This window comes from Flectobacillus roseus, from assembly GCF_030056595.1.
Classification (GTDB): domain Bacteria; phylum Bacteroidota; class Bacteroidia; order Cytophagales; family Spirosomataceae; genus Flectobacillus; species Flectobacillus roseus.
The window spans coordinates 1-23573 of record NZ_JASHIF010000010.1 but is presented as its reverse complement, the minus strand read 5'-3'; the positions used below and the strand labels follow the sequence as shown (position 1 = coordinate 23573).

Genomic DNA, 23573 nt, shown 5'->3' with positions numbered 1-23573 from the left:
AGCTAAAGCCTTAATTCACAGAATACCCAAAGCCCAATATTTTAATTTTACCTACTATAGGCATTAAGCTATTTGTTGTGAGCACAAGATAAAAGTATTTCTCAGGTAACCATGAATATGCTTTTATCTTGTGCTTTTGGCTTATAGCCTATCTATTCTGTTCCAACCAATTTACTATATGCAAGCAAATTAATCTGAGGAATAGTAGCATTATAGGTTTGATTGATGGCTTTTATTACTTCGTTGGCAATGACTGCTTGACCAATAGCTGTAGGATAAATCCCATCTGCTGAAAAGAAATTTCCTCTTGTTCCTCCATCAATTTTAAATCCATCGGCTGAGATATATTGGTTGAGGTGGATTTGATGATAAATTTTCTCTAAATCTACAATTGCCAATCCTTTCTCTTTTGCCAAAGCCCTAATTCTGTCGTTATACTGTTTTATAAACTGGGTATTATTGTTCAATATCTGTGTATTCAAGAAGGTGGAAGTGGGCAATACGGTAAACACATCATCGCCCTTTTTAAGATTTCTGAACAAAATATCTACTGTTTGGCTTGGGATAAACAACATATCTGTTGAATTGCCATTAATAGAAATACTTTTTGCCTTAGTTTTTAATTCTTCCAGTGAATACCAGTTAAAATATGCCAAATCAGTGATAATTGGCCAAGTAAAGACTACTCCTTTGTCCGCTTTCGCCTTTTCATACAACATTTCAATTGTTTTTTCTAATATTTTGGGACCATTCGTGTACCTTTCATACCCATAAGAACTGAGAGCATTTCCATTATTTTTAATGAGCGAAATCAACATATCACTATCATCTTCCAATAGATAAAAGTTAATAGGCTGTTTTAATATTTGTTCTCTTAATGATACTGATTTATCGTCAATTCCATCGGGTAAGATGCGACTAGCAAAAACACCACCAACACTCCATCTATTTCCAAGTAAATCAAGCGTTTCGGTATTAACTACTCTGCTTGCAATGGTAAGTCCACCATTTTCGGGTAACCCGTAGTTTTGCGCTGAATTACCTTGATATTTAGTCAATATTGGAGGCGTACCAGCTTTTACCGTTGTTACATTATTTTTTACTTCCTTCCAAGTAGGATAGGAGGAACCATCATCTACAAGGGCTAAATATCCTGTTCCATTTGCCTCTGAAGCAGAAAACAAAGGGCTTTGAAAATTATTCATTCCCATTTGCCATGCTACAAGATTGGGAAACGATGTCATTTGTCCAACTCGATACAATCCCCCATTGCGAACGCCAGCCGTCAAGCCACCACCCATAGCAATCAAATTTAGCTTTTCGCCATTATTGACGATAGTGCCTAGGTTAGGAGTATTATTTCCTTGAAAAAAGGCAGAAATATCTACATTGGAAGTAACAGAGCTTTCTCCCTTGATAAAGTAAGATTTATCAGAAAATGGATATAATGGCGGTAATAAAGTCTCATTACCTGTCGTACTAGGAGGATTGACCACTGGAGGTGCTGGCTGAACCTCAACTTGCGGAGGTAATACTTCGGATGAACAACTTGCTAAAATAGCGATGGTCAATAAAGGTAGAAATCTAATGATCTTTTTCATAGTCGGTGTTTTAAGATGTAAGCACTTGTTTTGTAACTCTTTAATAGTCACAGTTTAATGTAACTAATAGGTATGAAAGAAATGTTGGGTAATACAATTGGGATGAAAAGTGCTTTCTGCATGGAGTAGTACTCTAGGATGTAGCCAAAAATTATCAGAAAAGCATCATGTATGCAAATGTATGCAAAATAGCAACCCTTAGTTTGTTTATTTCCTACTTAGAATATAATAAAATTTCAGTCTTCATTTTCCTCCCAAAAACTATCCTTTCCAGCATAGAATATTGAGGCTTTGCCATGATTTAAGGTTATCTTTGAGATAAAATGTTTGTTAAATCAGCATATTCAACAACAATATCCTTTTTGTTTTATGAAAATCATTACCTACAACGTCAACGGAATTCGTTCGGCTATTTCTAAAGGCTTTATTGAGTGGCTTCAGGCTGCCAATCCAGATATGATTTGCTTGCAAGAATTAAAAGCAGAAGAGCATCAAATAGAAAAGCAACTTCTCACAGATTTGGGATATCATTTATATTGGTATTCTGCTCAGAAAAAAGGCTATTCGGGTGTAGCAATCTTTACCAAAGTTTTACCCAAACATGTAGAATATGGCTGTGGCATAGCAGCTTATGACAATGAAGGACGTGTCATTCGTACTGATTTTGAAGATTTTTCGTTAATGTCTGTATATATGCCATCAGGTTCGAGTGGCGACGAGCGACAAGGATTCAAGTTTCAATGGCTCGATGATTTTCAAGGATATATTAATGATTTGAAAGTACAAATTCCGAATCTTATTGTTTCTGGCGATTATAACATTTGTCATCAACCAATAGATATCCACAATCCCAAATCCAATGCCAATAGTTCTGGTTTTTTACCTGAAGAACGTGAGTGGATGGGGCAGTTTTTAGCCAGTGGGTTTATCGATACCTTCCGTCATTTCAATTCAGAGCCTCATCATTACACTTGGTGGAGCTTTAGGGCAGGAGCGAGGGCCAAGAACTTAGGCTGGCGTATCGATTATCATTGCGCTACTTTACCATTGAAAGACCGTTTAACTCGTGCCTATATTTTACCCGAAGCCAAACATTCAGACCATTGTCCGTCTGTAGTGGAGTTAGATTAAGAATTCTCCACAGAAAGTTATCCACATTTTATAAATTTGTGGATAACTTTCTGTGGAATACTTACCAATTTCCATTTCAGCATGATTATTGGACTTATAATCGTCATATAATCCGCAAAATGATTTTATTACTATGACAAATTCTCCTATTGCCGCACTTTCGTCACGCATTGAAGAATATAAACGAAAGTTTTACCTCAACCGATTAGTCAAAGGATCTATCTTTTCTTTGGCTGTTATTTTGTCTGCCTATCTGGTATTCAACACCTTAGAATATTTTGGACATTTCGGCTCATTTTTCCGTGGAGTACTTTTCTTCGGTTTTATTCTCGCATTTGGGTTATCCACATTTTTCTGGGTAATCAAGCCATTGCTATTTCTTTATGGAAAAAGAACTCCCTTGAGTGATGAAATTGCCGCTAATCAAATCGGTAAATTCTTTCCTGAAGTATCAGATAAATTACTCAATACTCTACAGCTCTCAAAAGCATTGAGTCATGAACAAAATGAATTATTGATGGCCTCTATTGCTCAAAAATCGCAGCAATTAGCCATTATTCGTTTTGCCGACGCCATCAAAATTGATCATAACAAACGATACCTCAAATATATGGCAGTACCAGCTGTCGTAATTTTTGGCTTGTTGCTAATGTATCCTGCCTTCTTTTCAAAGAGTACTGAACGCATTGTCAACTTCAAAAACGAGTACCAAGAAGAAGCCCCTTTTAGCTTTGAACTAGGAAACAAAAATTTGAAAGCGTTCAAAAATGAAGACTTCACGGTAAATCTGGCGCTTCGTGGCAACACCATTCCTGATGCAGTTTATGTGTTGGTCAATGATAGAAAAATGAAAATGGAATCAATTGACAGCCGTCATTATTCTTTTACTTTTTCTAAATTACAAGACAATACAGATTTCACTTTCGAAGCAGCTGGCTTTAAATCTGGCAACTATGAGATAGAAGTTGTGAATAAACCAACCCTTGGGTTCTTCAATGTAACACTTCATTATCCTGCATATTTAAACAAACCTGATGAGCAACTTCAAAATATGGGTAATATCACAGTACCTGAAGGCACGCTTATCGATTGGAATTTTACAGTTACAGATACCGATTCCATTATCTTGGCTTTTGATGGAGATAAAAAGAGATATTTTGCCGAAAAGAAAATACTCGGTGGGGGATATGACTTCAGATTAAAAGCAACGCGCTCAAGTGCCTATCAAGTTTCTCTCAAAAATCAATATTCAACCTCAAATCAAGGGATTGATTTTAACCTGAATGTTATTCCTGACAAATATCCACAAATCAGCCTTGAGCAATACAAAGATTCCACCCTTTACAACTATATGGTTTTGGGAGGAAGTATTGCAGATGACTACGGTTTAAGTCGTCTGGCTGTATTCTATAAAATTTTGCGTGATGGAAAGCCTAATAACGGCAATTATCGCAGTTTCAATATTCCTGTAAACAAAACGCAATCAATCCAAGGATTTTATCAACAATGGGCCATGGATAGCCTTAAATTGAATCCTTCGGACAAAGTCGAGTACTATGTTCAAGTTTGGGATAATGATGGCGTAAATGGCGCTAAATCGACTCGTTCGCAATTATTGAATTATACTATTCCGAGTAAAAATGACATCAATAAGGAAATCGACAATTCTATTGATAAAACTGAGGCTCAGCTAGATAAAACACTCGAAAAAGCCCAAAAGCTTCGCAAAGAATTAGCTGCGCTCGAAAATCGTTTGAAAAATAAGAAAGACCTAGATTTTCAAGATAAAAAGCTCATCGAAGAAATTGCCAAGAAAAAAGAAGACTTGATGATTGAAATCAAAAAGCTTCAAGAGCAAAATCAAAATCTAACAGATAAGCAACAGCGATTCAATGAGCAAAAGCCTGAAATGCAACAAAAAATGGAAGCATTACAGAAAATGATGAATCAATTGATGGATCCTGAGACGCAAAAGCTTTACGAAGAATTGAAAAAAATGTTAGAAAAGAATCCAGAAGACAATCATATCAATGAGCAGATGGATAAACTTCGAAACAAAGAGCGTAATACTGAAAAGGAGCTTGAGCGTATGCAAAACCTTTTCAAGAAACTTCAGGTAGAACAAAAACTCGATAAAGCCATCAAAGAGCTTGAAAAGCAAGCCGAAAAGCAAGAAAACTTAGCTGAGAAAAACGAAGACCTTAGTAAAAAGCCTCAAAGTCAAGATAAATCTCAACAAACAGAGGACTTGAAAAAAGAGCAAGAAAAACTTAGCAAAGAGTTTGATGATGTGAAAAAGGACTTGAAAGATGCTGATAAGCTTAACAACGAGGTCAAAAATTCAGATCCGCTCGAGTTAGATAAACAACAGCAAGAAGATATCTCGGAAGACCAGAAAGATTCTCAGCAGAAGATGGACAAAGGCGATAACAAGTCTGCCGCAGCAAAACAAAAGAAAGCTGCAAAGAATATGAAAAGTATGGCTCAGAAGCTTGCACAGATGAAACAACAAGCTGAGATGAAAGAAAATGAGGAGAATATTGAAACACTTCGTGAAATATTAGAAAACCTCGTTAAACTCTCTTTTGACCAAGAACAACTCATGAAGGACTTTAGAGGAATTATGCCTTCTGATCCAAGATTTGTGAAGTTATCGCAGGAACAAATCAAATTGCAGGACGATGCCAAAGTAATCGAAGACAGTTTATACACCCTTTCTAAACGAGTGTTGCAAATTGAAACTTTTGTAACCAGAGAAATGGGTAATATGAAAACCTATATGGGTGAATCTGTTAAGCTTATTAAAGACCGTAAAATGGCGATGACTGCTTCCAAGCAACAATTTGCCATGACATCGATGAATAATTTAGCTCTTTTGTTGTCTGACGTTCAAAAGCAAATGCAGCAAAATCAACAAATGATGATGGCTGGCTCAGGAAGTGGAAAAGGTAAGAATAAAGGCAACCAAAAAGGAATGGGACAAAGTCAAAAAGATTTGAACCAGAAAATGCAACAAACGCTTCAAAAAGGTTCGCAAAGCAAAGGTGGTATGTCTGAGGATTTGGCAAAGCTAGCTCGAGAACAAGCCCAAATTAGAAAGATGTTGCAGGATATGATGGATAACCAAAAAGGTACAGAGATTGGGAAAAAGCTAGGAGATGAAGTAAAAGACCTTTTAAAGAAAATGGAAGAAACCGAAACTGATTTAGTCAACAAACGACTTAATCCTGATTTAATAAAACGTCAACAAGAACTTCTTACACGTTTGTTAGAATCAGAGAAAGCGTTAAAAGAGCAAGAAGAAGACCAAAAACGTAAAGCTGAATCGGCTAAGAACTACGAACGGAAAGTTCCTCCTCAGTTTCAGCAATATGTAAAGGATAAGCAAAAACAAACGGAATTGCTAAAAACAGTTCCTGCTAACCTTAATCCTTATTACAAACAACAAGTTGATTACTATTTCAAAAAGATTCAATAAAAAAAGGCCAGCGTTTGCTGGCCTTTTTTTATTCTACAAACTTTATTTCGACTCTTCGATTTACAGCTCGTTCACTTTCGCTTCCCATTTTCACTAGCGGTTTTGTACCTCCATATCCTTTGGTATTGATTCGTGTTGGACTTACCCCGTACTTTATCAGATAATCTCTACAAGTATTTACTCGTTCGATTGAAAGTTTAAAATTATCCTCAGCATCTCCAGATACATCCGTATGTCCCTCAAGAAGAATTTTTAACTGCTTATTCTTCAAAAGAATCATCACTAATTCATCTAATTCTTGATAGGAAGCCGTTTGTAGTTCTGACAATCCCAACTTGAATAATATTTTTTCGAGTCTAATACTTTCTTTTTTTGTGGCTGCATCAAGTATTTCCTTTTCTCTTTTTTCATTGATGATAATCCTTGGCTTTTTATTTTCCTTAGCGTTACATCCCGCAATATCTGTTACAATGCCAAATCTGAGCGTATCTATCTTTGTTACTTTAGGTCTATACTCACCATCCTTAAATATCGTGATACCATCTCTCATGACAAACATCGAAACATTTTGTTGTTTATCATTGGTAAACTCATACCAGTCGTTTACAGTAATTGTATTGAAAAAGCCTTCCATATTTTTTGTTTCAAACAAATAAGGTTTGCCTTCTATATTTACCTTATAACTCGTATTCTTCTTATTCTCTTTGATTAAAACCTCAGACTTTTCATTGACATAAAAGTTGCATCCTTCCAAGCAAGTAATTTTATTTCCTCCATCAATTCGATCTTTCGAGTTCCATAACACTTCTACATCGTTGTATCTTAAATCTATCCTTACCATGTATTTCATGGTAGTGGTGGCGAAGTATACTCTACCAAGAGCGTCTGTTCCTCCCGAAATCCACCCTCCATCATTGTGGGAAGGAAGTTTCCATTTAGTGTATTTCCCTGATTTTGTTGATGGGCTAAACTCATAAACGGGTAATGAGATATCCTTATCGGCTTCTACAGCCAAAATCTTATTGTTAAATGTTTTGGTGATGGCATTACAACGAAAGGGTAGGAGGGCTGTCATTTCAGCCTTGTCTGAGTAATTATCAGTTGTACCTAATGACATTATTACCCCAGGCAGGGTTACAACATAAATAATCTTATCACAGTTATTGGGTAGTGGCACATCAAAATCTCGATCATCTCGTCTGAGATTATCCTTCTGTGCCAAGGCTGTACTTATGTGAAAGAGTAATACAAGGAGTATCAGCAAATGTTGGCGTTTCATAAACTTAAATAACTACTTTTCAGAAAAATCTAATATACAAAGTATCCTTCTAATTGTTTGATTTTCACTACGTCAAATTTATGTAGTATCTTTGTAGGCTTTTGCATCAAAGCTCGTACCAAATCGCTTTTACAAACAGCAAATCTTTTGCCTCTCCAATAATAATTTTTCCAAGGTAAATATTTATTGACATGATTACTTTCTTTAATGAGGATATCTCATTCAATTTAAAACATAAATTAAAGACCAAATCTTGGTTGAAAAAAGTAGCTGAATTAGAGGGATTTAGAATGGGTAATCTCAACTATATCTTTTGCTCAGACAACTATCTTCATCAAATAAATGTTGAGTATCTAGACCACGATACACTGACTGATATCATTACCTTCGATAACTCTGAGGAAGAGCAAACTATTGAAGGTGACATTTTTGTAAGCGTGGAACGCGTTCAAGATAATGCGAAAGATTTGAGCGTACCATTCGATGATGAGATTCTTAGAGTACTAGCGCACGGACTTCTTCACTTGTGTGGTTATGATGACCATACCGACGAAGAAGAAGCAGAAATGAGAGTTATCGAATCCAAGTATATTCAGCTATTCCGTACAGACTTTAGCAAATAGGTAGTTTTGAAAAAAGTCTCCACGTGGAACATTTGTAAAAAATCACTATCTCGATTTTCACGTTTCACAAAACATACACATTCCACATTTTGATTTTATTTTAACAAAACGTCAGTAAATAAAATCTTAAAAGGAAAATTTATACCAATCAGTAAGACAAACAATTAGTAAACAACATAAATAAGATGCACAGTAACTATGATATAATAGTAGTTGGAGCTGGACATGCAGGATGCGAAGCTGCACATGCTGCCGCAACTATGGGTTCTAAAGTGCTACTAATTACCATGAATATGAATACGATTGCACAAATGTCATGTAACCCTGCAATGGGTGGTGTGGCAAAAGGACAAATCGTAAGGGAGGTAGATGCACTTGGTGGTATGTCAGGAATTATCTCTGACAAAACCATGATTCAATTTAGAATGCTGAATCGCTCTAAAGGTCCTGCTATGTGGTCGCCACGTTGCCAATCAGACCGTATGCGATTCGCTGAAGAGTGGAGATTAGCACTTGAAAGAAATTTGAATATAGATTTCTGGCAAGAAATGGTTTCAGGATTAATAGTGGAAAATAACCAAGTAGTTGGAGTAAAAACTCAACTTGGGATAGAATTCCGAGCAAAATCGGTGGTACTTACCAATGGAACATTCTTAAATGGCTTAATCCATATTGGCGAAAAAAACTTTGGAGGCGGTAGAACTGCCGAGGGAAAAGCCACAGGTATTACTGAGCAATTAGTGGAACTTGGCTTTGAAGCTGGTCGTATGAAAACAGGTACTCCACCAAGAGTTGATGCTCGTAGTTTGGATTTTTCTAAAATGGAAGAACAAAAAGGAGACGAAAATCCTGCTAAATTTTCCTATTTAGATACAGAGCCATTAAAAGAGCAAAGAAGCTGTTGGATTACCTATACTAATCAAGAAGTTCATGATGTCTTAAAAACAGGTTTTGAAAAATCTCCAATGTTTGCTGGACGTATCAAAGGACTAGGTCCAAGATATTGTCCATCCGTAGAAGATAAAATTAACCGTTTTGCCGAAAAAGAACGCCACCAAATTTTTGTAGAACCAGAAGGCTGGAATACAGTGGAGGTTTATGTAAATGGTTTCTCAACATCATTGCCAGAAGATGTACAATATGCTGCCTTGAAAAAAATTCCAGGTTTTGAGAATGTAAGAATGTTCCGTCCAGGCTATGCTATCGAGTATGATTATTTCCCTCCAACACAGCTAAAACAAACTTTAGAGACAAAATTGATTGATAATTTATTTTTTGCTGGTCAAATCAATGGAACAACAGGTTATGAAGAAGCAGCGTGTCAGGGCTTGATGGCAGGTATCAATGCCCACCAAAAAGCACATGATAAAGAAGAGTTCGTACTTTCTCGCTCGGAGGCTTACATTGGTGTGCTAATCGACGACCTTATCAATAAAGGTACAGAAGAACCATACCGCATGTTTACATCAAGAGCTGAATACAGAACTTTACTTCGTCAAGATAATGCTGATATTCGATTGACGGAAAGAGGATATAATATTGGATTAGCTTCAGATGAACGTTTACAAAAGGTAAAAGCAAAGAAAGAAACAACGGCACAACTTGTAAACGAGCTAAAACATAAAAAAGTAAAACCTGCAGAAGTTAACGAAAAACTGGAAGCCATCGGAACAGCTCCGCTCAAAGAGGGTACTTCATTATTGAATCTCTTGAGACGTCCGAACGTAACACTTGCAGAAATTAAAAATTTAAGTGATGAGATTTCTGAATACTTAGATCAGTATACAGAGGAAACGCTAGAACAAGCCGAAATCAATATAAAATACGAAAGCTATATTGAGAAGGAACAACAGATGGTAGACAAGATGCAAAAACTAGAAGATTTGGCCATTCCAGCAGATTTTGATTATGGCAAACTTTCAGCAATCTCAATTGAGGGAAGACAAAAGTTAAGTAAAATCAGACCAGCAACAATCGGACAAGCCTCTAGAATAAGCGGTGTATCAGCATCAGATATTTCTGTACTAATGGTGTTCATGGGAAGATAAGTTGACGAAACTTGCTTAACATTTATACGCTTTAATTATACAATTAACAAAAGCCACTGTTTCCACGGTGGCTTTTGTTTTTAAAACAGATTTAGATTTTGTTCCAAGAATATAAAAGAAAATAAGAATCACGATCAAATTACATTCTTCCATTTATGAGGAGAAAAATATAGTTCAACACATTTTAGCCTCATCAATTAATCCTACCCAAAGTATAAATAGACTTTTAGTATATTTGTTGTATCAACATAATCCAGAATACGATGCAAGAATTACTAGAGAAGTGTCCAGTTTGTCAGCATACCAAAACCCAAAAATATATTACCTGTGAAGACTTCACTGTAAGTCATGAAAAATTTGATATTGTATCTTGTCAAAAATGTGGCTTCAAATTTACCAATCCAAGACCGACAGCCAACACCATTGGAAAGTACTATCAATCCGAAAACTACATTTCGCATAGTAATACTTCGAAGGGAATCATTTCAAAAATCTACCACCAAGTAAGAAAAATAACGCTTCAACAAAAAGTAGATTTAATCAATAGTCTCAACGGAGGAAAACAAGGGAGCCTACTCGATATCGGCTGTGGAACAGGAATGTTTTTGAATGCCGCAAAATCAAATGGATGGAAAGTTGCAGGAGTAGAGCCAAGCGATGGTGCTCGAACAATGGCAGAAGAAATAAATCAAATTTCTATTCCTTCAGAAATTCTTGGCTCGTATGAGAACCAACAATTTGACATCATCACAATGTGGCATGTGCTGGAGCATGTTCATTTACTGAACGAAACAGTAGAATTCTTAAAAGAAAAATCAACCCAAAAAGGGAAGGTAATTATTGCAGTTCCGAACCATGAATCTAAGGACGCACAAATCTATCAAGAGCACTGGGCAGCTTATGATGTGCCAAGACACTTGTATCATTTTTCGAGAAATAGCATTCAGCAGCTTTTCGAAAATCATGGATTCAAATTGAAAGAGCATTTGCCGATGAAATTTGATTCGTTCTATGTAAGTATGCTGTCGACAAAATACCAACAAGGAAATACCAACTACGTAGAATCATTTTTGAGTGGGCTTAAATCGAATAGGGTAGGAGCGAAGCAAAACAATAATTACTCAAGCATCATCTATATCTTCGAGAAAAAGTAGTTTTCCACGTCATATTCTCTAATTTTCCCACAGATTTAATACTTATTAACATATTTATCAACATCCCTCAGTGATTATATATTGCTGAGGGATTATTTTTGTTGATAATTATAAGTACTAAATACCTTATAAATAAACAATTTCAATATAATAGCAAAAGTTATACACATACGATTCTATTATCAACAAAGTTTTCAACATATTCACATGAAAGTAATTAACATAGTCTTGATAACTTTTCTAGGATTTCTATTCATAGAGGCGTTATTTAGTTGTGCACAGGTTGTAGCTCCTACAGGAGGTAAAAAAGACACCCTGGCACCCAAATTAGTAATGAGTATTCCAGCAAATCAGTCTAAAAACTATAAAGGAAAAAGTATTGAGATTCAGTTTGATGAGTATATCAATGTGGATAACCTTCAACAGCAACTATTAATAACACCAAGCACAGAGCCCTTTTTCACTACAAAGGCAATGCCCAAAGGAGTACGAATCACGTTTGAAGACTCTTTTCAGCCAAATACGACCTATAGTTTCAATTTTAGAGAGGCCATCAAAGACATAACTGAAAGAAACCCAGCCAAAAACGTAAGAATTGTATTTAGTACTGGTGGGATAATCGATTCATTATCTATAGAAGGAAATGTAGAAGATATTGTCGAGAATAAGGGCTTGTTGGACGCAACTGTCGGAGTATACAGATATTCGGATACACTGAAAATCAATAAAATGAAACCCTACTATTTTACAAAAACAGATAGTACAGGAAATTTCAAAATTGAAAACGTAGCAGCGGGTAAGTACAGAATCTATGCCATTACCGATGTTAATAGTAATCTCCTATATGATGAAACAAAAGAAAAAATTGGCTTTATAACTGATACACTGGAACTTAATAAAAGTATTGGTGGACTAAAAATCAAGGTAGCCAAGGCAGATAACTCACCAGTAAAAGTGAGTAAAACACGCACAACCTCCAACTATTACTTTATCGAACTGAATAAAGGTGCTAAGAAAATTGACATCAAGTTTGAAAATCCTCAGGATAGCATTCCTTATCAACTTGTGGAAAAGAATATGATACGTGTGTATAACTTGAAAAAAGTTAGTCAAGATACCATTAAGATTGCATTGACCGTGACAGACTCACTAGATCGGAAGTTCGATTTCAAGCAAAAAATCAAGTTCAAAGCAAGAGGAAAAAAAGAAGATTCGTTTGTAGAAGAGTTCAGATATGAGGTAAGTCCACAGAATAATCAACAAGCTGATTTAAAAGAAGTTGGATATACCATCAAATTCAGTAAACCAATAGGTACATTCGATTGGAAAAAGATTAAAATTTTGAACGATACCCTCAAAAAGGTAGATATTCTAGAAAAGCATTTTACATGGAATGTGGATAAGACAGAAGTATTGTTGAAAATCCCTGAAGCACCAAAACCAAAGGAGTTTTTGGCCCTTGAGATTCCCGTAAATACTTTTCAGTCGATAGAAGGTGATACCAACAAGATTGTCAAGCAGCTTAATCCGCTTCGAGATCCTGAAAATTATGGTTTGATAGAAGGACAAATCAACAATCCACAAGGAAAACAATGTATTGTGCAGATCTTAAATGATAAAAAAGAAGTTGTACGAGAACTTATCCACACTAAAACAGGGAAATACACATTCGATTTCTTGACACCGGGGGTGTATTTGATACGATTAATTGTGGATACAAACAAAAACGGACGTTGGGATGCTGCAATTGTGGATAAAAACACCCCAGCAGAAGAAATTTTGCACATCAAAGACAAGATTAAGCTCAAACAGAACTTCGAACTATCAGGTTTTGACTTCAAAATTGAGGATAAATAGACGAATTGTGGATAAGTGCTCTTTTTCGGTGTAAGACTGTATAAATTCTGTGGATAAATACCCCTATTTTGGGTACAAAAATTGTGGAAAGATTTGGAGCGTTTGTGGAAAGAAAATGAGCCCAAATATCAACGTGCATAACTTCATGAGTTATACCATAGAAAAACGCCATTTATCCCCGAACAAACACACCCTTGAAAAAGCTCAATTTATCCACACAAGTAACCTGTGGATAAGTGGCTTTTTTTGTTAATTAGCTGATAAACAATATTTTAATTGTATATAAATTAAATATTAAGTGTGTATAAAATTAAGGTTATTCACATCTTCTTGTGAAAATCTTTTTTCACGAAAGTAATCCACAAATCCACAGCATAATAAGCATAATAGATATTCTTTCTTTTTAAAAAATTAAAAAAATAAATACTATATATATTATGTTGTGTTGAAAACTGAAATGAATGTCAAATCTTTAACGCCTAAAATATGAAAAGTGAAGTGTGTGTGTTAAATCGTCCTTTTTCCAAATTTCTTTTCTTTGCCTTTATCCTGTTCATGGGAATATCACAGGCAAGTGGACAAGATGTAGAATTGGGTATTGAATATGTAAAAGCTGGGGAATACGAAAAAGCTAAAAGCATTTTTCAAAAGTTGGCTAAGAATAAAGACATCGCTGGAAGTATTCATAAACCTTATCTTCAGACATTGTACAAATTGAAAGAAGTCGATGAAGCGGAGAAGTTTTTGAAAAAGCAAATTAAGTGGTCTGATGGAAATCCGTTTTATCTACTCGATTATGCACATTTGTTAGAGGAACAAAAGAAAAAAGAAGAAGCAGATAAACTCTATAATCAGATACTCGAAAAATGTAAAGTTACAGATGAGTTAACGCTTAAAATGGTAAACGAATTGAGCAATTATCAACAGTATGATTGGGCTATTAACTTGATTGAGAAAAACAGGCTTTATTTTAAGGATATCAGCAAGTTTCCTCTTCAGGTAGGTAGATTGTACAAACTCGCTGGAAAACCTCAAGAAATGCTTGAGGAATACCTAAATTTTGGACGTGATATAGAAAACCGAGAAATACTTCAAGGGATGCTCCAAGATGAACTTAGAGACGAAAACGATCAAGCGCTTTTAGAAAAGGTTTTGTACGCTAAAGTTCAGAAGTTTCCTGAAGATTCTTATTTCGTCGAAATGTTGATTTGGCATCTTACCCAAAAGAAAGAATTCTTCAAAGCATTTGTCCAAGCAAGGGCGTTAGACAAACGATTTAAGCGTGAAGGTGCCCAAGTAGCCGATTTGGGTTTTGTGGCGTACCAGAACAAAGATTTCAGTAGTGCAGGAAAAGTATTTGAATATTTGGTCAAGGAATATCCAAAGCATCAAAATTATCCGTTCTGGAGAAGAGTGTTGATCAATTCGAAAGAAGAGGTTGTAAAAAACACTTATCCTGTTAATCAGAGTGATATTAGAATCTTGATTCAAGAGTATACTAAACTTCTGAACGAATTGGGGATAAATCAAAGGACACTTGAGGCATTAAGGAGTAAAGGTCTTTTGTACGGCTTTTATCTAAACGAAAAAGATACTGCCGTAGCTGTGTTGGAAAGTGCAATAAAGTTATCCACAGGCAATAGGGAGTTTGTGGATAAGTGCAAACTCGACCTTGGCGATATCTATGTGTTGAAATCAGAACCTTGGGAAGCTACCTTACTTTATTCACAGGTGGAGAAATCAGAAAAGGATAGTCCGATGGGATATGAAGCCAAACTTCGAAACGCTAAATTGTCTTATTACAAAGGCGATTTTGAATTGGCAAAGGATGTGTTAGATATTCTAAAACAGGCTACTACTCGCGAAATTGCCAATGATGCCATGAATTTAAGTCTTCTTATTCAAGACAATACAGGTATCGATACTACCGACCAAGCTTTAAAAGACTATGCCAATGTAGAACTGATGCTTTTTCAACATAGAAATGAAGAAGCTATGGCTGAAATGAAAAATTTGGTAATAAAACATAAAGGACATCCTCTCGAAGATGAATTTATGTATCTAATGGCAACTACATATTTGAAAGAAGGAAAGGTAGATGAGGCCATAGAAAAATTGGAAAAAATTGTGGAAAAGTTTCCAACAGACATACTAGGAGACGATGCTCTGTATATTTTGGCAAAGACTTATCAAGAAAAGAAAAATCAGCCTTCAAAGGCAATGAAGCTATATCAGGAATTACTCACAAAATACCCTGGTAGTATTTATGGTGCTGAAGCTCGAAAGAGATTTAGAAATTTGAGAGGTGATACAATAAATTAAATAAAAATCACGTAATTAGGAGGTTCGTATACACATACGAACCTCTTTTTTTTCCTCAAAAAACTTCCTAGAACCTAGTTTAATATCTTATCCACAATGAAGACATTTTATACACAATGTTGTGCATTCCTACTCGGAATAACAGTTTCCACTGGTGTTTGTGGACAAAACCGAACTATATCAACACCACTATTTATTTGTCATTATTACGGTAAAAAAATTAATGAAAGCGATTTATGCAATTCAGTAATGGGATATGGAAGTAGTCGGGCAGAAAGAGAGGTAAAAAAGATTACAGAATTGATGCACCTATCAAGAAATCCATTTCAAATGATGGAATGTCCCAATACCGATAATTGTTATGCTACACTAATGGAAGGTGTGCCCTATATTATATATGATAGAAGTTTCTTGCAGCGAGTTCACAAAGTAACTCAGAAAGACTGGGCTGCTATTTCTATTCTTGCTCACGAGGTTGGGCATTTGGTCTATTATCATCCGACTAGTCAAAAGGGAAGCCAGCATCAAAAAGAACTGGAGGCAGATGAATTTTCGGGCGCAACGCTCTACAAGATGGGCGCAACCCTTGATGAAGCTCAACTTGCTATGCAGTATTTTCAAGAAGAAGTGTGGACAACTACACACCCGCCACGTTCACAACGTATGAAAGCAATCGCAAAAGGATGGCTTGAAGAAAAACAGAAAGAGGAAAAAAATGTGGTAGCTTATCAAAATAAAGAAGTTAATACTTCCGATCAAATTGTTACAGATGATGAAGAAACAATATCTTCAACCACAACACCAACTTATCCACAATTAGAGACGAAAAAAGTAGATTCAAATGTCGAGGTTGGAAAATATGGTTGTGTTGAAGGCGATTGCATCAATGGATACGGATACTTTATCCACAAAACCCAAGGAAGTTATAAAGGAATGTGGAAAGATGGGATAAGAGAAGGTATTGGTGTACAATTCAAAGCAGATGGTAATAAACTATTTGAGGGTATGTATGAAAGTGGCAAACGAAGTGGAAATGGCATATATTACTTTTCTAATAACATTTATTTAGAAGCGGTATTTGAAAACGACTTTCCCACAAAAGAAGGGCGACTTATCAATCAGTCTGGAGCTCAGCCACGCGAGTTAAATTATGTACAATCAAATGGTGAAATAAGCTCCATGAAAATACCAAAATAACGCATACAAAAAGGATAGGGCTTTTTTACCTATCCTTTTTATTTTTTATAAGCTTTTGTAAATAATAAGATTAAGTGAAAAAATATTAAAAAAATTATGCATGCATACTATTTTTAATTTCTACAACCTATTATCTTTGAGAAAATGAATTGTGCTTAATCTTGTTTAAATTGTATTAAAAAAAGATTGGTGTCTCATCAATAAGCAAGCTATCGAATATGAACAATCACCAAACCGCAACACGAGTTTTTGACCTATTAGAAACTAGTGTTAAACCACTGAATAAAGAGGACGTTTTTGCTTGTAAAATCCAAGGTAATTGGAGAAAATATAGTGCACAAGAGGTTATAGATACCGTAAATAAAGTAAGTCTTGGTCTATTAAAACTAGGAGTGAAACGTGATGATAAAATTGCACTCATTTCTAATAATAGACCTGAGTGGAATTTTGTTGAGCTAGGAATTCAGCAAATTGGTGCTGTGTCGGTTCCGATGTACCCAACTATTACAATTGAAGATTACAATTATATCTTCGCTGATGCTGGCATCAAATTGATATTTGTTTCTGATGAAGGTTTACTGAAAAAGTCTACAGAAGCAAGTAAAGGACTCAACTCGGTGGAGGCCATATATACATTCGATCAAATTGCTGGCGCTAAGCATTGGACAGAGATATTAGACCTAGCAAATGGTAATGACGTTGATACATTAGAACCCTATAAAGCAGCTGTTCAACCTGATGATTTGTTGACGTTGATTTATACATCAGGTACGACAGGAAAGCCTAAAGGCGTAATGTTAACGCATAATAACATTATTTCCAATGTAGAAGGGCTTATAAAAGGAAAACACCTCGAGTTAGAAGAGGGTGATAGAGCCTTGAGCTTTTTGCCATTATGTCATATCTACGAACGTACTGATGTTTATGTCTATTTTCGATATGGCGTTTCTATTTATTATGCGGAAAGCATGGATACCATTGCAGATAATCTCAAGGAAGTTAAACCTCATGTTTTTGCAACAGTTCCAAGATTATTGGAAAAAGTATATGATAAAATAGTGGCTAAAGGTTATGAGCTAACTGGAGTCAAAAAATCATTATTTTTCTGGGCATTAAATCTTGGACTAAAGTACGACCCCATGAAAGAAATGGGCTTGATGTATGATATCCAGCTTAAAGTTGCCAGAAAATTGATTTTTAGTAAATGGCAAGAAGCTTTGGGAGGAAATATCAAGTTTGTCGCTTCAGGTTCTGCTGCTTTACAACCTCGGCTATCTAGAATATTTTGGGCAGCTGGTATTCCTATTGCCGAAGGCTATGGCCTTACTGAAACATCACCAGTGATAGCTTCGAGTATTATTACCGACTTCAGAATTGGCTGTGTGGGTTCTGTTTTACCAAATGTCCAAGTAAAAATAGCCGAAGATGGTGAAATTTTGGTAAAAGGACCAAGTATCATGAAAGGCTATTATAACAAACCAGAATTAACTAACGAAGTAATTGACTCAGAGGGCTGGTTTCATACGGGCGATATTGGAGAGTTTTCAGAAGGAAAGTATTTAAAAATTACAGATAGAAAGAAAGAAATCTTCAAAACCTCTGGAGGAAAATATGTTGCCCCACAATTGTTAGAGAATAAATTGAAGGAATCAATCTTCGTAGAACAGGCAATTGTAGTAGGCGAAGGTGAAAAGTTTCCATCGGCATTACTCGTTCCTGAATTTAATGCTTTAAAAGAATGGTGTGTTCGTCATGAAGTTCCGTGTGGCTCAAATGACGAAATGGTAAAACAACCAAAGGTTTTAGAGAAGTTTGATGAGGAAGTAAAACATTTGATGAATAGTGTTGCTAAATACGAACAGGTAAAGAAAGTAGTATTGCTAACAAAACTATTCTCTATCGATAGTGGCGAACTTACTCCAACACTCAAATTGAGACGAAAGGTTATTCATTCGAAATACCAACAAGAAATTTTATCGATGTATGAATAAAAAAAGGATGCCTAATTGGGCATCCTTTTTAATTATAATTGCAATAAATAGTTTTTAAAATCACTAAACTCTGTACTCATCGGAATAGCCACTTTCTCTTTAGACAATAAAGCCGAAAGACGTTCAGGAACTGGTACAGTTGTTCCTAATGTGCCTTCTACTACATCTAAAAACTTCGCATAATGAGCCGTTGACAACAATACACCTGTTACATCTTCACCTAATTCTGCCATATATGAGCTTAATCCACGATAAGCCACAGCCGTATGAGGACACATAATATAACCCGTTTTGTCATACACATCCTTCATCGTTACTCTAGTATCATCGTCATTACTAAAATCACCAGCAATATGTTTAACTACTTCTTCGTAAGCATCACCAGCCAACAACTGCATACGGATAAAATTAGAGGGATTACCCACATCCATAGCATTCGAAATAGTTTCTTGTGAAGGACGAGGCTCGTAAACGCCACTTGCCAAGTAATTCGGAACAATGTTATTGATATTGGTGGCCGCAACAAACATTTTTACTGGCAAGCCCATTCGCTGTGCAATAAGCCCAGCCGAAAGATTACCAAAGTTGCCGCTTGGCACACAGAACACCACTGGCTTATCCACACCCGCTTTTTTCAACTGTGCATAAGCATTGAAATAATAAAACGATTGAGGAATCAATCGGCTAATATTAATAGAGTTTGCTGACGCCAAATTGTATTTAGATGAAAGTTCTTTATCCAAAAAGGCTTGCTTCACCAAGCTTTGACAATCATCAAATGTACCATCTACTTCCAAGGCAGTAACATTTCCCCCTAAGGTCGTCAATTGCTTTTCTTGAATATCTGATACTTTTCCGGTAGGATACAAAATTGTAACCTTGATACCAGGGGTATTATAAAATCCTTGTGCTACAGCTCCTCCCGTATCGCCAGAAGTTGCCACAAGAATGTGAATATCTTGATGAGATTTTTGTAAGAAATAGGACATCAATGCTGCCATAAATCTAGCACCAAAATCCTTGAATGCCATAGACGGCCCATGGAACAATTCAAGCACATATTTATTAGGTTCAATGCCAACCAATGGAGCTTCAAAGTTGATTGAACGTTCGATGATACCTTTTAAATCACTTTCTGGTACATCGTTACCCAATAATGCCTTTGCTACTTCAAATGCTATTTCCGAAATACTTAAATCACCAATCGTGTCAAAGAAGCTTTGGGGTAATGTCGGTATTTCATAAGGCATATACAATCCATTATCAGGAGGAAGTCCTCTAAATACGGCCTCTTCCAACGATACATCTGGACTTGCATGCTTGGTACTATAAAGTATCATATTCTCGTTTTTTGGTTAAATCGTTGCTAACTTCTTTGAAGACAGAGTACTCCTTTAGATGTTGGCAATTGAAATTGATGGACAATTTGTGTTACAAAATTATTTTAAACATTATATAATTCAGCATCTTGACACTAGAAAGTCTTGAAGAAACTTCAAAATGTCTATCCAATTGCATAACTTTCAGTTAAATCTTTACCTAAAACATGTTCTGCCTTATGAAAAAGCAATGGATGCAATGGATTCAGTATGCCTTTGGGTATAATCGTACCGAAGCAAAAGGGTTTATTCTATTACTGATGTTATTATTCACCTATCTTTCTATTCATTTATATGTATGGTTATCGCCAAGCAAAGTTTCGATAGCTTTGACTCAAAGCCAGCTCAATCAAAATACAGTGTTAGTGTCATTGATTGAAACTGCTGAAAATCCTCCTAATCGTTTTAAAAGTTTTGAGAAAAAAGAAGAGGAGGCTCATCCTGTTGTCCCAATGCGACTTCATTCATTTGACCCTAATGTAGCAAGTGTTGAAGAATTTGAAGAATTAGGCATGCCACAGTGGCTTGCCAAAAGAATAGATCGTTTTAAAAGCAAAGGAGGAAAGTTTTTCAAGAAAGAAGATTTGCTCAAGATTTATGATTTCCCAGAACCACTTTATCAAAAATTGATACCATATATTACAATATCAGCTCCTCAAAACGATAAATTTGCCAAACGTTCATTCATTCTTCAAGAAAAAACGCCCAAGACACCTGCAAAATTTGATTTGAACACCGTAGATACCACAAGATTGATACAATTGAAAGGTATAGGCAGCAAATTGGCAGCTCGTATTGTCAAGTATCGAGATATACTTGGCAACTTCGTAAGCACTTCACAGATACGAGAGGTATATGGACTAGATTCATTAGTAGTAGAAGAAATCCTCAGATATGGATACATAAATAACCCTCAAGTTCGAAAAATTAATGTTAATGAATCTTCATTCGAACAAATGAAACATCCCTATCTAAAACCATACATAGCCAAAGCCATTGTTAACTTCCGAAATCAGCATGGAAAATTTCAGTCTATTCAAGATTTAAAAGCCATTAAACTTCTAACGCCTGATATAATCCAAAAGCTAGAACCTTATTTAGCGTTCTAGCATTATTCCTTTATAAATACTTAGTTATGCTAGGGTTGGAGGAACCAAAACAACTCCGTAACTTTGAATTGTGTAATTTAAATACTTCATCAAATGTCCATAGGATTTTTTAATGTACCAACTCCCAAAAACGAACCTATATTAGGATATGCTCCTAATAGTAAAGAAAGAGTTTCTTTGAAAGCAAAGCTTGCTGAAATGAAATCTCAAGTAATCGAGGTTCCTATGTTTATCGGTTCTGAAGAACTTAAAGAAGGAAAGAAACTTCCTTTAACAAGTCCACATGACCACCAACATGTTTTGGGATATTACTATGAGGGTGATGCGTCTCATGTCAACAAAGCAATTGACTCATCCTTGGCTGCACGTGAAAAATGGGCTAATATGTCTTGGGAACATCGTGTATCAATTTTCTTGAAAGCGGCTGACTTGTCTGCTTCAAAATATCGTATGGAACTAAATGCCGCTACGATGTTAGGACAATCAAAAAATGCTTTTCAAGCAGAAATTGACTCGGCTTGTGAGTGGATCGACTTTTTGAGATTTAACGCTCATTTTGCTACTCAAATTTATGCACAACAGCCAGAATCTTCTGAGTACGTTTGGAACAGATCTGAATACAGACCTCTTGAAGGTTTTGTTTTTGCCGTAACTCCATTCAACTTTACGGCTATTGCAGGAAACCTTCCAGCTTCGGCAGCCTTGATGGGTAACGTTGTCGTATGGAAACCTTCTCCAACTCAGATTTATTCAGCTTATGTTTTGATGAAAATCTTAAAAGAAGCAGGTCTTCCAGATGGCGTTATTAACCTTATATATACAGACGGTCCTTTAACAGGAGACATCGCTTTCCGCCATCCTGAGTTTGCAGGTGTTCACTTTACTGGTTCTACTAAAGTATTCCAACATATTTGGAAAACAATTGGAGAAAATATCCATATATATAAATCGTATCCAAGAATTGTAGGTGAAACAGGTGGAAAAGACTTTGTTGTTGCCCATTCTTCTGCAGATCCGAAAGCACTAGCGGTTGGTTTGTTGAGAGGAGCATTCGAGTTCCAAGGACAAAAATGTTCTGCGGCTTCTCGTGCCTATATTCCAAAATCATTATGGGAATCTACTTGGGAGTATTTCTCAAAAGATTTAGCTGAATTGAAAATGGGTAGTGTAGAGGATTTCTCAAACTTTATAACGGCAGTCATTGATGAGAAAGCTTTCGATAAAATTGCCTCTTATATAGAGCTCGCTAAAAATAGTGATACCGCTAAAGTAATTGCTGGTGGAAGCTATGATAAGTCAAAAGGTTATTTTATTCAACCAACAGTTATCCTGACTGAAGATCCTAAGTTTACCACTATGACTGAAGAAATCTTCGGACCTGTTCTTACGATTTATTTATATGAAGACGAACAGTTTGAGGAAACATTGCATTTAGTAGATACCACCTCTCCTTATGCCTTGACTGGTGCCATCTTCTCACAAGATCGTTATGCCATCGAGTTAGCTACCAAAAAGCTTACAAATGCTGCGGGTAATTTCTATATTAACGATAAGCCAACAGGTGCGGTAGTGGGGCAACAACCATTTGGTGGAGGTCGCGCCTCTGGTACTAATGATAAGGCAGGTTCTTCATTAAACTTATTACGTTGGGTTTCTCCAAGAACAATCAAGGAAAACTTTGTATCACCAACAGATTATAAGTACCCATTCTTGGCAGAATAAGGATACTCGGAAATATTTTAAATGAAATCCTCATCTTTTCAACAAGGTGAGGATTTTTTATTTTGTATTATTGGTGGTTATTTTTGTAACTAAAGTAGTCATGTTTAGATTGATTCATTTGAGTGTTTTATACTAGGAAAAAAACTTTCAATAGTATGATTCTACTAATCAGTGACTTACAAAAAACTTTGAAAAATAGTGTTAAAAAGATTTGGATGGTTGGGAATAAAGTGGGAATTTTGCACTCCCAAACGACGGGAAAGGAGTTGTAGCGTAGGAGAGAGGATGTGAGTTGCGAAAATAAATTTAAAAAAATATTTTCAAAAACATTTGGAAGTTAAAAATAAAGCAACTAATTTTGCACTCCCAAACAACGGGAAGCGGTTAAATCGAAAGAGATTTGACAACAATTTTTGAGATAATGTATTGACGATAAGTTGGTTAATTATTTTGAGAAAAAGAGTTCTTTGAAAAGCTGGTAAGAAAAGATAAAAGAAAATACGACATTCTAAGATAGGTTGTGATGTTATAATTCTTTAGAATAAGACAGAACAACATTTCATTTAAAATATTTACAATGGAGAGTTTGATCCTGGCTCAGGATGAACGCTAGCGGCAGGCCTAATACATGCAAGTCGAACGGTGTAGCAATACACAGTGGCGCACGGGTGCGTAACACGTA

General features: G+C 35.9%; 14 protein-coding genes and 1 rRNA gene. 12 read left to right on the top strand and 3 right to left on the bottom strand.

Annotation, left to right across the window (positions count from 1 at the left end):
* Positions 1-152 precede the first annotated feature (152 nt).
* Positions 153-1601 carry an SGNH/GDSL hydrolase family protein gene (locus QM524_RS12615; RefSeq protein ID WP_283344883.1) on the bottom strand — a complete coding sequence of 483 codons (1449 nt, stop codon included), beginning with the start codon at positions 1599-1601 and terminating at the stop codon, positions 153-155.
* Positions 1602-1970: 369 nt separating this feature from the next.
* Between QM524_RS12615 and QM524_RS12610 the strand changes: the two genes are divergently transcribed.
* Positions 1971-2732, top strand: coding sequence for an exodeoxyribonuclease III (locus QM524_RS12610; protein ID WP_283344882.1), 762 nt, complete (start codon positions 1971-1973; stop codon positions 2730-2732).
* Between the two features lie 133 nt (positions 2733-2865).
* A complete protein-coding gene (locus tag QM524_RS12605) occupies positions 2866-6210 on the top strand; it encodes a DUF4175 family protein (RefSeq protein ID WP_283344881.1) in 3345 nt (1114 codons plus the stop codon).
* Positions 6211-6238: 28 nt separating this feature from the next.
* Here QM524_RS12605 and QM524_RS12600 read toward each other — a convergent pair whose 3' ends face one another.
* Entirely contained in the window at positions 6239-7489 is a 1251-nt protein-coding gene (locus QM524_RS12600; RefSeq protein ID WP_283344880.1) for an OmpA family protein, read from the bottom strand.
* Between the two features lie 191 nt (positions 7490-7680).
* On the opposite strand from QM524_RS12600, the gene ybeY reads away from it, so the two are divergent.
* The 7 genes from ybeY to QM524_RS12565 all read left to right on the top strand — a co-directional run bounded on the left by ybeY (position 7681) and on the right by QM524_RS12565 (position 18681).
* Positions 7681-8112, top strand: a complete 432-nt coding sequence (ybeY, locus tag QM524_RS12595; protein ID WP_166578291.1) for an rRNA maturation RNase YbeY — start codon at positions 7681-7683, stop codon at positions 8110-8112.
* Positions 8113-8297: 185 nt separating this feature from the next.
* Positions 8298-10160 carry a tRNA uridine-5-carboxymethylaminomethyl(34) synthesis enzyme MnmG gene (mnmG, locus tag QM524_RS12590; protein WP_283344879.1) on the top strand — a complete coding sequence of 621 codons (1863 nt, stop codon included), beginning with the start codon at positions 8298-8300 and terminating at the stop codon, positions 10158-10160.
* A 263-nt stretch (positions 10161-10423) separates the two neighbouring features.
* Complete coding sequence (locus tag QM524_RS12585; protein ID WP_283344878.1) at positions 10424-11314, top strand: methyltransferase domain-containing protein; 891 nt, start codon at positions 10424-10426, stop codon at positions 11312-11314.
* Between the two features lie 207 nt (positions 11315-11521).
* Entirely contained in the window at positions 11522-13171 is a 1650-nt protein-coding gene (locus QM524_RS12580) for an Ig-like domain-containing domain (protein ID WP_283344877.1), read from the top strand.
* A 486-nt stretch (positions 13172-13657) separates the two neighbouring features.
* Positions 13658-15493, top strand: a complete 1836-nt coding sequence (locus QM524_RS12575; protein ID WP_095168537.1) for a tetratricopeptide repeat protein — start codon at positions 13658-13660, stop codon at positions 15491-15493.
* Positions 15494-15589: 96 nt separating this feature from the next.
* A complete protein-coding gene (locus QM524_RS12570; RefSeq protein ID WP_283344876.1) occupies positions 15590-16690 on the top strand; it encodes a M48 family metalloprotease in 1101 nt (366 codons plus the stop codon).
* 218 nt (positions 16691-16908) lie between these two features.
* Positions 16909-18681 carry an AMP-dependent synthetase/ligase gene (locus QM524_RS12565; RefSeq protein WP_283344875.1) on the top strand — a complete coding sequence of 591 codons (1773 nt, stop codon included), beginning with the start codon at positions 16909-16911 and terminating at the stop codon, positions 18679-18681.
* A 32-nt stretch (positions 18682-18713) separates the two neighbouring features.
* On the opposite strand, the gene thrC is transcribed toward QM524_RS12565, so the two are convergent.
* A complete protein-coding gene (gene thrC, locus QM524_RS12560; RefSeq protein WP_095168543.1) occupies positions 18714-20021 on the bottom strand; it encodes a threonine synthase in 1308 nt (435 codons plus the stop codon).
* A 218-nt stretch (positions 20022-20239) separates the two neighbouring features.
* On the opposite strand from thrC, the gene QM524_RS12555 reads away from it, so the two are divergent.
* From QM524_RS12555 to QM524_RS12545, 3 genes are all read left to right on the top strand, one after another.
* Positions 20240-21169 (top strand): helix-hairpin-helix domain-containing protein, encoded by a 930-nt coding sequence (locus tag QM524_RS12555; RefSeq protein ID WP_283344874.1) that lies wholly within the window; start codon positions 20240-20242, stop codon positions 21167-21169.
* A 93-nt stretch (positions 21170-21262) separates the two neighbouring features.
* The gene (pruA, locus tag QM524_RS12550) at positions 21263-22891 is read left to right on the top strand and encodes an L-glutamate gamma-semialdehyde dehydrogenase (RefSeq protein ID WP_283344873.1); all 1629 of its coding nucleotides are present in this window, start codon (positions 21263-21265) and stop codon (positions 22889-22891) included.
* Between the two features lie 574 nt (positions 22892-23465).
* Positions 23466-23573 (top strand): 16S ribosomal RNA (locus tag QM524_RS12545); the annotation flags it as partial.